At 39.4% G+C, this 14,727-nt stretch carries 9 protein-coding genes; 1 reads left to right on the top strand and 8 read right to left on the bottom strand.

From position 1 onward, the window contains the following. Nucleotides 1–113: 113 nt before the first annotated feature. The 8 genes from AC27JP_RS17095 to AC27JP_RS17060 all read right to left on the bottom strand — a co-directional run bounded on the left by AC27JP_RS17095 (nucleotide 114) and on the right by AC27JP_RS17060 (nucleotide 11,957). Entirely contained in the window at nucleotides 114–1,499 is a 1,386-nt protein-coding gene (locus AC27JP_RS17095) for a sensor histidine kinase (protein ID WP_487117137.1), read from the bottom strand. After that, nucleotides 1,486–2,865: a sigma-54-dependent transcriptional regulator gene (locus AC27JP_RS17090; protein WP_487117136.1), complete on the bottom strand. Its 1,380-nt coding sequence runs from the start codon at nucleotides 2,863–2,865 to the stop codon at nucleotides 1,486–1,488. The genes AC27JP_RS17095 and AC27JP_RS17090 overlap by 14 nt, the downstream gene beginning before the upstream one ends. A gap of 90 nt (nucleotides 2,866–2,955) precedes the next feature. After that, the gene (locus AC27JP_RS17085) at nucleotides 2,956–5,379 is read right to left on the bottom strand and encodes an FtsX-like permease family protein (protein WP_487117135.1); all 2,424 of its coding nucleotides are present in this window, start codon (nucleotides 5,377–5,379) and stop codon (nucleotides 2,956–2,958) included. A 5-nt stretch (nucleotides 5,380–5,384) separates the two neighbouring features. Then, the gene (locus AC27JP_RS17080) at nucleotides 5,385–6,119 is read right to left on the bottom strand and encodes an ABC transporter ATP-binding protein (RefSeq protein WP_487117134.1); all 735 of its coding nucleotides are present in this window, start codon (nucleotides 6,117–6,119) and stop codon (nucleotides 5,385–5,387) included. Nucleotides 6,120–6,153: 34 nt separating this feature from the next. Then, nucleotides 6,154–7,410, bottom strand: coding sequence for an efflux RND transporter periplasmic adaptor subunit (locus AC27JP_RS17075; protein WP_487117133.1), 1,257 nt, complete (start codon nucleotides 7,408–7,410; stop codon nucleotides 6,154–6,156). A 620-nt stretch (nucleotides 7,411–8,030) separates the two neighbouring features. After that, nucleotides 8,031–9,575: an alpha,alpha-trehalase TreF gene (gene treF, locus AC27JP_RS17070; RefSeq protein ID WP_487117132.1), complete on the bottom strand. Its 1,545-nt coding sequence runs from the start codon at nucleotides 9,573–9,575 to the stop codon at nucleotides 8,031–8,033. 20 nt (nucleotides 9,576–9,595) lie between these two features. Then, on the bottom strand, nucleotides 9,596–10,828 hold the full coding sequence (locus AC27JP_RS17065; protein WP_487117131.1) for an MFS transporter: 1,233 nt from the start codon (nucleotides 10,826–10,828) through the stop codon (nucleotides 9,596–9,598). Between the two features lie 112 nt (nucleotides 10,829–10,940). Continuing rightward, on the bottom strand, nucleotides 10,941–11,957 hold the full coding sequence (locus AC27JP_RS17060; RefSeq protein WP_487117130.1) for a LacI family DNA-binding transcriptional regulator: 1,017 nt from the start codon (nucleotides 11,955–11,957) through the stop codon (nucleotides 10,941–10,943). 218 nt (nucleotides 11,958–12,175) lie between these two features. On the opposite strand from AC27JP_RS17060, the gene AC27JP_RS17055 reads away from it, so the two are divergent. After that, entirely contained in the window at nucleotides 12,176–14,434 is a 2,259-nt protein-coding gene (locus AC27JP_RS17055; protein ID WP_487117129.1) for a TonB-dependent receptor, read from the top strand. The last annotated feature ends 293 nt before the right edge of the window (nucleotides 14,435–14,727 follow it).

Raw genomic sequence — 14,727 nt, 5'->3', positions numbered from 1 at the left:
AATTAACAGCCGAATATACGGACTGATGAAAGTAACAATATAGATGACTAAAACTTATTGTTTTAGGTAAGCAAACACTTATGGCGAACAATAACAATGGCCCGAAAAAGTATTTAAATAGGCAAAGAAATAATCACTTCAACACCGTTTTTTTCACTTCTATTTTGTATTTTAATATGACCATGGTGACTAAACATTATTTGTCGACATAAGGCCAAGCCAATGCCGCTCCCTTGTGTTTTCGTGGTATAAAATGGCACAAATAAATTATCAATATTGGCCACGCCACAGCCATAATCGCTAATAACAATTTGTTGCCATTGTTGTTGCGCTCGGCAATGTATTTCTATTAATTTTCGTTCATTTTCTACCATCGCATCAATGGCATTTTTAAATAAGTTTATTAGGACTTGCTCAAGCTGTTTATTATCGACCATCAGCTTGATATTGGTGCTATCGGCAATTTTAAAATCACAGCTAGGGAATAACTTTGCCAGCTTTTCAATCAATGTTCGTAAGCGAGTAAGTTTAAATATCGGTTTAGGTAAATGTGCTAATTGGCTATAGCTGGCGATAAAACCACTCAATGAATCCGCCCGCTCATTGATGATATTCATACCATCAACTAAACCTTGTCGACTAAAAGCAATATCGCTATCAATACTGCGCTGCAGCTTAGCTTGTACTGATTGACTAATCGTTGAGATTGGCGTTAAAGAATTATTAATTTCATGGCTAAGTACCCGTAAAACACTTTGCCAAGCATTACGTTCTTTTTCCATGAGTAAACGTTCTGCGTTGGTCAATAAATAAAGTTTATGCGGCTGTCCATCGCGTAAAAAGCTTTCTTTATGCAGAAAAAAATCACCTTCAAAAGCTAACGATGACTCTGCGTTATCATTGACCGCCGACGTAAACTCGATAATTCCTGATTCAGCATCTTGCAGCTTCTTTCCCAGCATTAAATCACCCAGTGATATTCCGGCAATATTCTCGATGTTATTTAGCAACAAAGCTTTAGCAGACGCATTTGCCATAACCAACTTACCATCAGGATCTGTCGCTAAAACCATGGCGTCCATTTGTTCAACAATCAGTTCAAGTAAAATTCGCGACTCGGTTGCCGACACCTTATGTTGCGCCAGTGTCTCTGATAAATTATTAATTAATAGCAACAATTCATGAAATGCTTGATTACCCTTAAGTCGACCACGCAGTGAGTAGTCTCCATCAATCATAGATTCAATTAAATTGGCTAACGTTCTTATTTGATAGTGGGCCAAGTTTCGAGTGGCAATGAAAACATAGCTAGATAACAAGCTCAGACAAACTAAAATAAAAGCAATTAAGTAGGGTGAGGCATTAGTCGACAATAACGAGAATATTGTGATCAACACACAAGGAAAAATGATTAACAAAATAAGTTTATCTTGTTGACCGATTTGATATTGCTTAAGGTTTATTTTGACAGCTTGCCAGTGCTTATTAATCCAACTCATATTTAGCCATTCTTCGGTAATAACCACTACGACTTAACCCTAGCGACTTAGCTGTTTCTGTCGCATTATTGTTATGTAATCGCAACCGCTCAACCATCGTATTTTTTTCAACCTGTTCAAGGGTTAATTGACCATTGTCTAACGCTGAGTTTTGGCTGTTACTTTGTTCAGGCATAGTTAAACTAATATTTTCAGCTTTAATAATTTCTTGTGTACAAGTAAATAACAGCCTTTCCATTGTATGGCTTAATTCACGAATATTCCCTGGCCAGTGATAGCTTTGCAGCTTCATCAATGCTTCTTTTGACAATAAGGGACAATTTTTATGGTATTTACCACTAAACACTTTAAGAAAATGCTGGGCTAGATCTGGAATATCGTCGATACGCTCAGCTAACGACGGTACTCTCAATTCAATGGTATTCAGGCGAAAGTAAAGATCTTGTCTGAATCGATTTTCAGTAATATCATTTTGCAAATCGCTATTTGTCGCGGATATCACCCTAACATTAGCATGTAATGACTTATTGCTGCCCACCGCTTCAAACTTCTGTTCTTCTAGTACTCTTAAGAGTTTGGCCTGCTGGGCCAGCGGAATATTTGCTAATTCATCAAGAAACAAGGTACCATTTTCCGCCATCTCGAAACGACCAATGCGATTTTCTTTCGCATCAGTAAACGCGCCTTTAACATGACCAAACATTTCACTTTCAAATAAACTAGCAGGAATAGCCCCCATATTCACTGGCACAAAAGAGTATTTAGCTCGCGCTGACACCTTATGAACATATGCTGCAAGCATACTTTTGCCAGTGCCATTATCGCCGGTGAGTAAAATACTCATATCACTCTGAGCCAAGCTTTCTAAACTATTAAGAAGTTCTTGCATAGCAGCTGAGTTAGCAATAATGCCAGCTCTATCATTCGGGTGAGCTTGCGATGTCAATATTTGGTTCTGTTGACTAAGACGCTGCACCGAACGTCCAGAGCTGGCCAGTGCAATTTGTGTTTCAATAGCACTGACAATGCGTTCATTTTGCCAAGGCTTTTGAACAAAATCTTTGGCGCCAGCTTGCATTGCCTCAACTGCAATATCTATGGTGGCCCAGCCTGTCATCACCACAATTGGAATACCTAAGCCTGTTGCCGATATTTTCTTTACTAACTCAATACCTTCTTGCCCAGAAGTGGTATCTTGCTGAAAATTCATATCCAATAAAATTAAGTCTATTGACTGTTTTTCAACACTTTCTAACGCCGCTTGTGGCGTGGTTACCGTTAAGGTCTCATAACCATAGTCAGCTAAAAGAAACTTCAGACCTGCGATTATATTTATATCGTCATCAGCTATTAAAATTCTTTTCATATTTACCGCATAACTCGCAAATTTATCCACTTTATCTAAATGAGTATTGATATACCCTAAAATATATAGGATATATCTTTTTTATAAAGCTTATTCGTAACGTAGCGCCATACTTGGCTCCATAGTCACAGATTTTTTGCTCGGCATATATATCGCAAACATCACCACTAAGCTTAAACCAACAACCACGGTCAGTGCCTGAGTAAAGTAAATGTAAATAGGGAATATGCCTTCAGTCAGCTTATGAAAGCCAAATGCAATAACCGTAAAAATACTCAAAGCTAGGCCTAAGCCAATAAACAGTTGCTTAGCGCCCTGTGTAAGAAACATGGTCAATATATTAGCATCGCTGGCACCTACAGCACGCCTAATACCAACCTCATGAGTGCGCTGCGCAACAGAATTTGCTGTTAAACCATAAATTCCCACCATAGCAAGTAACAGTGCAAAAAAACCAGTGCCAAAGGTAATGTTCGACATTAACCCCATTGATTCACGCATTTTATTACGATTTTCACTGGCTGGTTGCACGGCATAAAGAAGCTCGATATTTCTATCGGTGGCAAACATAGCCTGATAAAATATTTCTTCAGCTTGCTGAGTATTTGGCTGTGTTTTATAAAGCAACACTTGAAATGGATCGACAAACTGCAGCCCAGATAAATAAATTTCATCGGCACTATCTAGGCTGCCAAACATGGCACTTGCGTTCATGCGATTTGACACAACCCCAACAATAAAAACTTGTTCATCAACACCATCAACATTGACGATAAAACTTTTTTCAAGTACCGATTCTCCTGGCCAATAACGCTTTGCCATTGACTGGCTAATGATGGCCGTTTTACGATTTCCAACTTTGTCTAAATGAGTAAATTGTCGCCCTGCAACTAAGTCAATACCCACAGTGCCGCTATCGCCAATAATGGCAACAACATCAATATTTAGCTTGTCTTCTTCCGTTAAATATTCATGCCCCTCTAACATCACTTTTGAGGCACCAATCCAGTTGTGGCTAATAACGTCAACCAAATTAGGCTGCTGCTTTAATTCACTAATCAACGAATTCAACAACCCTAATTGCTGCTGTTGATCAGGATATTTATTTTCCGGAATGGTAAAACGAGCAGTCATTACATTGGTATAATCATCTCCCATGTCTAAGTTAATAAGCTTATGTGCAATAAAAGCAGTGATTGAACCAATTAACATCAGCAACGCGACTAAAAAGACTTGTGTTGTCACTAATATGCGAGAAACTTTACCAGCTTTTTTACTTTGTGCGCCGCGAGTACCGTCTCTTAAGGTGATATTAATATCTTGGTGTGCCGAACGCCAAGCCGGTAGAAAAGCAGACAGCATAATAGTTACCAAAGTAAACACCACAGCCATCAACAAAGTGGCACTGTCCATACCATAATGCCACCAAAACGAACCACCATCAGGCAACCAAGAGTGAATAGCGACCTCAGTGTAATCGAGTGCCGCGCCCACTAACAAAACAGACAACAAACCACCAACACTGGCAATGATCACACCTTCCCACAATAATTGACTCACTAACCGCGTTGTACTTGCCCCTAATGCCGCTCTTATTGCCGTTTCTTTTTGGCGCTCAATTGATCGCGCCAATAATAAATTGCCAACATTGATACAGGCTAGCAGCAGAATTAGCATTGAAATGGTCATTAAACCAGCAAAGGCGATGCCACCATCATTACCCGTTTGTGCCATTTGAAACGTTAATAACTTAACGTTTTTTTGTACTTTAGGTAGGTCAAATAAACTGACATTTTGTTGATACACTTGGTTGATAAGCTGCGTTAATTCTTGTTCGGCTTGTTTGATTTCAACATCATCTTTAAGTCGACCAAAACCATATAAATAAGCACTGTATTTAGGGCTTTCCATTAACACAGTATCTGGCATTGGCAGCCAAATTTTTGATGCATTAGGAAAACGATAATCCTTTGGCATTACCCCAACAATATCGGCTAATTCACCATCAATTCTTACACTTTCCTTTAAAATATCGACATTGCCGTTAAATTCATTCTGCCAAACATCATAACTAATAACAGCAACTGACGGTGCGCCAGCTCGGGTATCTTCAGCATTAATCACCCGACCTAATATCGGCTGAATCCGGCTAAATTCAAAAAAACCAGCACGTACATAACTGCCGTAATAGCTTTTGCCCGACTCTTTCACATTAATACGTATATCGGCATTATCATAAACACCAAATTCCGCAAAGCTGGAAATATTATCTTTAATAGCTTGATATTCAAAACTACGAATATAGCGATACTTGCCATCTTCAAACACGGCAACGGCTTTGGCTGTATCGCCTTCAGGGATCGGTAAAGGTTTATAAATGGTGCTATACAGAAATGAAAAGGTGAATAAGCTAATAGACAAGCCACCAACCAAAACGCAAAGCGTCATCGCGGTAAATTTAGGCGCACTAAACAACAAGCGCAACGCATATTTAATATCGAGCCAAACCGACATAATTATTACCCCGCTGCCATTTCGATACTAGATACTGAAACAGGGCTATCTGATTTATTCTGAGTATCTTTAATTAAGCGACCATCAAACATCTCTAAACATCTGCTGGCTCGTTTCGCGGAAGCTGGATCATGAGTCACCATACAAATAGTTGCTCCTTCACGGTGCAGCTGTTCAAACAACTGTAATACTGACTCAGCATTTTTCGAGTCTAAATTCCCAGTAGGCTCATCAGCTAAAATTATTTTCGGGTCATTTACTAAAGCTCTAGCAACCGCTACGCGCTGCTGTTGGCCACCTGAAAGTTGTGATGGAAAATGATTTTTACGATGTCCCATTTCAACTTTGTCTAACACTGCTTTGGCTTTGTTCTCAATAACCGTTTTAGACAAACCTGACTGATAGGTTAGCGGTAGCATCACATTTTCTAAAACCGTTAAATCAGAAATTAGATTAAATGATTGAAATACAAACCCAATTTCTTTACTCCTAATACCCGCTCTTTGATTCCGACTCAGCGACGAAACATCATTTTCTGCCAATAAATACTGACCCGATGTTGTCGAATCAAGCAAACCGAGTAAAGACAATAATGTCGATTTACCACAACCTGATTGTCCACTTAACGCGACATATTCACCTTGATGTATTTCTAGACTAATATCGTTTAGTGCTCTGGTTTCAATTTCTTCCGTTAAAAATGTTTTACTAACATGGTGCAAACTTATGAGTGCTTTCATAGAACGTCCTTAGTTGCCGTTATTTTTATCATAATTAATTTAGTAATACTTGTTGGTGTTCTTGCCAGCCGCTGGTATCTGAAATAATAATTTCATCGCCAGCCACAAGCCCTGATAACACCTGAATTTTGTTAATTGAACTTTGCCCTAAACTGACTTGTTTCTTAAAAGCAAATTGCTGATCTTCAGTTATTTTATACAAGCCTACTTGGCTATCTCTTGGTGCATAAACGGGTCGCTTAACATATAACGCATTTTCGATATTGCTGATTTCAATTAAGCCATCAACCGTTAGCTCTGGACGAGCTTCTGCAGGCAAGTTGCCGATAATATTAACATCGACTTGCACCATGCCATTTTTAACAGCGGGGTCAATTCGACTTACTTTTCCTAATATTTCACTCGTACGAGTATCAATACTCACCATTTGCCCTAGCACAATGTCCTTAACCCTAACTTCTTGAACTTGTAACTCAGCAAATAAAGAACGCTGATCAGCAATTAGCGCGACACTACTACCAACTTGAGTTCGCTCACCAAGCTCTAACGACACTTGCTGAACAATGCCAGTTGTAGAAGCAACAACGGATAAGGCTTCAACCTGCGCCAATACACGCTGATAATTGTTCTCCATTAACCCTAACCGAGCTTGCTGTGCTTCTTTAGTTGCCGCCATGGTTAATTTCATTTTTGCTACTTTTTGTTGTTGTGCCAACCAATATTGTTTTTGCTGCTTAACCGCTAACTGACTTTTTTGATAATCTAATGCAGACACTGTTGCATTACCCTGCTCCATTAGGGCCGTTTCAGCATCAAGCTTTAACTTGGCAGACAAATAGTTATATTCTGCCGCAACCACTGAGTTTTCAATATCAACCAACTGAGACTCTAACGAGACATAAGCCGCATTATTTTCAGCCTTATTAGCTTGTAATTCCCAACGCGCTTTTTCTAACTCTCTTTCAAGTTCCGGGTTACTCAGTGTAACGAGCACATCTCCTGCGCTTACTTTTGCGCCCGCTTTAACAAAAACTTGCTCAATACGGCCAGAAACTTGTGCAGATACCCAGCGAATATTTTCTGGTTTTAAAACCCCTGTTGCGCGAACATTTACTTGGAAAACACCCTGTTCAACTTTCGCAGTCACCAGTTTTTCGTGTTCAACCATATAGGATGCATCACCAAAAAATTGTGTGAATTTCCAACTTAAAACACAGAAAATAAATAGTGGCAATAAATACCAATATTTTCTCCAAAATGCTTGCTTGGGTTTTATCCTTTGTGTGTCCATTTTTACCTCAACAAGGTGCTAATTATTTCGCTTTACTATGGCTTACTATTACAAGTTAAATGCCAACTTCACAAAAAGCCTAAGCAATTGTTTTCAAAAGAATTAAAGCAAACACTTTAATAACTTCAATAACATGGTGTTTCGAAAATGAGACACTACGTTTATAGATATGTCTCATATGCGGTACAAGATGTAGCAAGTAAAAATGGGAAGGTGATTGCAGGGAAATATTAAATATCATAAGTAATAGATGCAATTAACAGCGTCTAGAACACGGCTAAAATCACTCTTTTACTGCTGAGATAACTAATTTTTCACTAGATAGAGTAAAGGACAGAAACATTAAACCACCGTGCTGACAGCGATCCACTAACGCTTATTGCCAACACTCTGAATAGTTTAGTTTTGTCTTGCAAGGAGGAACAAAGACGGAGCTTGATAAAAATAGTGAGTATTGCCAATAAAACGCTATTTCAAGCTAAGCAAAACGCAAGAAAGCAAGCCACTTACCTTAATGAAAGCGTCACTAACTAGAAGCCTCCTATCAATGATGGTGAAGGCTTAATTTCTTGCGGTTATGATGATAAAACTCCCCGTAAAAAGTCGATGGGCTACAACAATTAGCCAAGTTCCTTTAACTCTTTAAGAAAGGCTTGGTAAACGCCATTTGTCCAGCCGAACCCTTCCTGAACATCATATTCGCCACCACCAGCGGTACATGCTTGATCGCAAACATTGTATTTTTCCATTAACTTTCCTGTTTGCTCAAAGTATAGATTGACGGTATCAAGCCAACGCAGCATGATCTGCTTGGCAAGTGGCTGTTGCTGATAATTAAGAAGGCCTTTAACGGCAAACCATTGTAAAGGTGCCCAGCCGTTAGGTGCGTCCCACTGTTGAGAGCTTTCGATATTAGTTGTTACTAAACCACCAACTTTTAAAAACGTTTCTGAAATTTCTTTTGTAATAAGCGCCGACTGTTCTTCACTGGCGAGTTCCACAAACAATGGTATTACTCCCGCCAACGACTTTATCGGGCTTTGTGTGTTTTCATCGAGATCAAAGTCCATAAAATAATGATCATCTTCAGACCATAAATATTGCTTTATTGCACTTTTACGCTCCAGCGCATAATTAGCAAACTTATTGCTTTGCACTTTGTCATCAATAATTAGGGAAAACTCAGCGACTAAACACTCCATTTTATAAATTAGGCTGTTTAAATCAATTGGCACGATGCGAGTAGTTCTTATACTCGTCAGTGAATTTTGCTTCTGCATCCATCGCGAGCTAAAGTCCCAACCAGACTCACACGCCGCTCTAATGTTTCGGAAAAACTCACTGGCCTCTGTTGTTGATAAACCTGCAGCTAATTCAATATCTTCATTAAATGATTCAGGTCGTGGCGTCGCTTCATTGTCCCAATAACGATTTAATATACTGCCATTTGGCATTCGGACCACACGCTTACACTCAACATGCTGTGAATTTAATAGCTCATGGCCATCCATCCAAAAGTCATACTCCCTAATCACGGCCGTAATTGTTTTAAGGATAAATTTTTCGGGCTCAACCTGATATGGCAATAGCAGCTCAACTAACATGGCTAATATCGGCGGCTGCGATCGAGATAAATAGTAGCTACGATTACCATTAGGAATACAACCATACTGGCTTTGCAGCTCAATAAAGTTTTCTAGCATTGACTCAGCGACTGACACCTTGCCTGATTCAATCAGTCCTAATGCGGTAAAATAACTGTCCCAATAGTAAATTTCTCTAAACCTACCACCCGGCACTATATAATGTGAGCTCAGCGGTAACAATGAGCCGCTGCGATTTTTATCAGCTTGTCGCCCTAAGTGGCGCCATAAGCTTTTGATCTGCAATTCAATATTAATATGCAGGTTTGCTGAGTCCGACTCTTGCTGGCTTGGAAGCTCAAAATAACGTTCAATAAATCTTAGAAGTGACGCGTTATTTTCAGCCGGGTTGTTAAGCTCGAATTGAGTTAAAATATGCTCATAGTTATTTTTAGGCACAGCATCGGCGAAAATTTTACTATCAGAAAAAATTCCGCTGGTTTGCACCACTTTAAAAAGCTCACTGCTAAAAAAAGCTAAATTTTCATTAGCTCTGTGCTGTAGACTGTCAGATTGTGTCATTTAAATACCTGTTAAGTCCGCTATTTATGCGAATTTTTTTGCGTTGTTAGGTTAAAGAAATAAAGGCTAATGAGGATAAGTAACATAGGAATAAGCAACAAATAGAACGCATCTTGCCCGCCTAGTTTTTCAAAAGAAAAGCCAGTAATGATTGATCCTGTGGTGCCACCAAGTGCGGAAAAAACCACAATAAGACCAGTCATAGCAGCATGCTTAGACTGCGCTAAGCTACTCAGCATCACGGAATTTAGTACCGGATAAATTGGTGCCATCATTAAACCAATAAGCGGCAACAGGTAAGCAATCGCAGGCGCATCGAGCACACTCTCAACCGGCCCATTGATGACAACATCAGTTTGTGGCAACAGCACTAAAATAATAACGGCCATGGAAACAACACAAATATTTAAAAAATAATACCAACTCATATAACGTAAAATTTGCCCCGCCAACAACCTTCCTAGCGCCAGTGCGGCCGCAAATATACTGGTCATTTGAATGCTGACATCACTAGGTAAGCCAATAACTTCACTATTAAATGTTGGCAACCAAGTCCCTATTCCTTGCTCTATAAGCACATACAAGAAAACCGACAGCACAAATATCAATACCAATTTTTGATAACTCATTTTCAGCATATCGATAAAATCGCTAATGATACTGTGTTGCGGGCCTTGTGCTTGGCTGTTATCAATTTTCGAAAAAACCACCAAAACAGCAGCGAATACAACTAAACCGGCTAATGGGTAATACACATCAAGCCATGCGGTTAATTCTGTTGCATTGGGCTTGACATAGAAACTAAATAGCCAATAACCTGACAGGCTACCGAGCATGAAGATACCTTCAATGGTATTCAATAATGAAGAATGTGATTTTACCGTAGATGAGAGTTGACCAATAATCGAATAGACTGAAACTTTAACTAAGGCAAAAGAAACACCGATACAGGCAAACAACAATTTTATTATCAGAAAATTTGCGACAAGCGGCGTTGCGATACAAGCCAGCGTTACTAAAACTAAGGCTATAAGCAATACCAATTTATAGCCTATTCTCGGAATAATTGAAGCAACAAAAAACGACACTAACGCAATAGAAAGGTCTTTAAAACCTTCTAATGTGCTTGCTTGTGTTTTACTAACATCAAAACTATGAATAGATTGTAAGATGACGGTGCCAACACTGTTAAGTAAAATAGCAAAAACAAAATAGCAAACTGCAATTGCAGTTATGGTCATCGTTCTAGACATCAAATCACTCACTTTTCATTATCATTTCTCTTAGTCTATAGTCTACTCTGTAAAAATGCAAACGTTTGCATTTTTACAGAGTATTTAACAATGAAAAGTAAAGTATCGCTGATTAACGGGAAGATTTACGTTTTATTAATTCAATATCAACCACGGCTGAATCAGCATTTTCGCCATTAAATTGCTTTAAAAGTTGTGCAACCATTATTTTCGCGGCCGTTTTGGTGTCTTGTTTAACGGTCGTTAAAGCGGGATGAAAAAGTTCGGCCATGGCAATATCATCAAAACCGACAATACCAACATCATTAGGAATATTTATATATCGCTCTTTCAGTGCTTTCAATGCGCCTAATGCTACCATGTCACTGGTGGCAACTATGCCATCAAAAAATAAACCTTGCTCTAAAATTGCAACATCAATTGCCTCGTATGCCGCCTTACTAGTAATATCGCACGATAGCGTTAATTCGGTACTGTCAGCTAAATTCGCACCTTTTATCGCACGACTATAACCCTTATAACGCTCACTCATTTCGGCATGCTCAGGATCACCCAAAAATAAAATCCGTTTACAACCACCATCAATTAAGTGTTGTGTCGCCAAGTAACTGCCTAAGTCATTATTACTGCCAACAACGGCATAGCTTGCTTCAACTTTAGGATCTCCCCAAACCACCAAGGGCGCGCCAGATTTAGCTACTTTTTCTACGTTATCGGTATTTTTGCCTTGTCCAATAACGATAATGCCGTCAGCGCGACTACTGCTAATAAAGTAATTTGCCCAATCTTCATTGGCCATTAAAGAATTAGATAGCAGCAATTCATAGCCTTGTTGATTCAGTGCTTGGTTTAAATCACCAACCACTTTGAGTAGAAAGGGGTCGCTAATACTCTGATCGGTATCATCGACAAGATTCAAAATAACCGCAACCACATTAGTTTTTTGTGTGCGTAAACGACTTGCCGCATGATTTAAACTGAAGTTGTATTGCTTGGCCAATGACTGCAAATTTTCACGAGTTTCTTTTTTTATTAATGGGTTATCTTTTAACGCTCGAGAAACGGTAGATGTCGACACCCCCGCCAGTTTTGCCAATCCTGCTAATGTTAATTTATTTTCATTGCTCAATGCTAAATACACCTTAAAGTACATTTCAATTAAATCATCAGGAATTATTACATACTGGGGGGGTATTGCAATTTAAAACAGAAAAATGCAAACGTTTGCAAAAATAAATTGCAAACGTTTGCATTCAGATCTATATTGATTGTGGGGAAGAAAATATGAACAATCATAATTATTATCTGGTAAAGCAAACGCTTCTATCGGAATAGAGGACATATAACATGAGACAGACATTCAAGCTATCTTCTATAGCCATTGCGTTGGCACTAACCTGCCAAGCAAATGCTAGCTTGGCAGCAGAACAAGCCAACGATGAAAATATAGAAAAAATTATTGTTACCGGCACCTTTAGTGGCAAAGCAGTAGCCAAGGAAGAAGCAAGTTTTGCCATAAGTTCATTCTCAGAAGACGACATTAAAAAATTGGCACCTAAAAGCACCGCAGATTTATTTAAAGCAGTGCCTGGCGTTTGGTCTGAAAGTTCAGGCGGCGTATCTGGTGCTAACGTCTTTGTTCGAGGCTTCCCTGGTGGTGGAGATGCACCTTTCTTAACCGTTCAATTGCAAGGTGCGCCAATATTTCCACCACCAACCCTTTCTTTCTTAGAAAACTCAACCTTATTCCGCTTAGATGAAACGGTCGAGTTTATGGAGGCTTTGCGTGGCGGCCCAAACCCGGTGGTTTCCAATGGTCAGCCCGGCTTAACCACAAACTTTTTGCTAAAAGAAGGCTCTGACGATACCGAAGGCTTAGTAAAATATTCAACATCAAATTATGGCCTACAGCGTATTGATGGCGTATTAAGCGGCAGCTTAGCTGATGACTTATATTTTATGATTGGTGGTTACATTAAAAGCTCGCCGGGGGTTCGTGATGCTGGCTTTAATGCTGAAGAAGGTAATCAGTTCACTATTAACATCACCAAAAATTTAGATAATGGCAAAATAAATTTATATACCCGTCAAACTGATGACCATGGCGTTTGGTACTTACCATCACCGATAAATGTTGCTGGTGTTGATAATGAATACACCCAAATCGGCACAAATAATCGTCACGCAACCATTCAATATGGTCCGGACGATAATAAAACTACGGAAACCGTTGATTTTGGCAAAGGCCGAGGCTGGGATGGCTCAGTTTCAGGCGGTAGTATTGATCTTGATTTAGACAATGGTTGGGGTTTAGTTAACCGCTTTATTTATACCAAAGGTGATGCCGATACATATGGCTTGGTACCAAACGGCGACCCTACCGCTCTTTCGTTGGTGGCTGACAATGGTTCAAGTGCAACCGGCGCCGTAACAGGAAAAGAATATGATGGCTCAACCGTTGTTCAACAAATAGGCCGCTGGGTGGTTAAAAAACAAATTGAAGCATTCACCAATGACTTCACCCTGACTAAAACTTTGGAAAAAGGCTCAGTCACCGCTGGTTTCTATAATTCCACCTTTGAAGCTAAAGATTGGTGGGCACTAGGGAATCATGCCTACCACGTAGTTGAATCAGGTGGTGAGATGCTAACCGATATTGATTGTAATGATAATGCCGACAGTTGTGGCTGGAATTACGATATCAATAGTATTGGCGATGGCTCAACAAAGGCTTTTTATGCCGCGGCGTCATATGAAATTACCCCAACACTTACCATTGACGGTGGTGTTCGAAGAGAGAACCACCAAATTGAATATACTGTTTACGAAGGTTTAGACGGTGTCATAACCAAAGCGGTTTCGTACGATGAAGATAGTACCGCCTGGACTATCGGAGCTAATTGGATGTTTGCTGAAAAACAAGGGATATTCGCCCGCATAAGTGACGGTAGTAAAATGCCCTTTTTTGATGACTTTCGTGACAACTTTAGCGCTTACCAAAACGGTGAAGATCTCATTAAAGAAGTAAGCCAGTTTGAACTAGGTTATAAAATATCTCACGATTATTATGACTTATTTGCCACCGCATTCTTTAACGAAGTCAAAGGAGATACTTTTGTTGCTCAGCCCGGAGATCCTGCAGAAGTGCTAACCAACGAAGCCTACGGCGTCGAAATTGACTTCAATTACTATAATGATAACGGTTTTACATTGCGTTTAAATTCAACAATTCAAGAAACTGAAATTACCGAAAGCCCAACGAATGTTGGTAACGAAGCGCAAAGACAACCAAGTTGGCAAGTTCGAGTTACACCAAGTTATGATATTGAGTTTTCAAATGGCATGTTCGCCACCGTTTACGGCACGCTATCTGCCGTTGGAGATAGATTCGCCAATAACGAAAACACGGTGACTTTAGACGGTTATGAAAAAATTGATCTTGGTATGATTCTAAATCTTTCTGATGAAGTACAGATGCAATTATCGGTGAATAATTTAACTGATGAAGAAGCACTGACCGAAGGAGATCCTCGTGACTCCCTTTCTTCAAATGGTCGCTATATATTACCAAGAACAATTGATTTCAGTATTAGTTATCAATTTTAATTCTGATTGAAAGCAACTAGCTTCAGGTAAAAGCATTGGCCAATTATTCGTAATTGGCCATTTTTCTTAAAACAAACTAATCCACAGCTGAATTAATTAAAAGCCAACATTAAACATGGCAAGCACCATATCCCCATCATCATGCATATGATGATAAGTAAAGTCGAAAGTCATGCTGTTGCAAAAATGAGACAAAAGCTGTTATTCGCATAACAGAACTAAAAGTTCGTAATTTTTTGCGCTAGGCTCCGGTCTCATAGCTTTAACGAAGTAAAGTCCCTTCTTGAGATATC

The sequence above is a fragment of the Colwellia sp. SU-HH01172 genome (assembly GCF_057553355.1).
The sequence above is the reverse complement of the archived record's forward strand: the minus strand, read 5'-3'. Positions and strand labels throughout refer to the sequence as shown.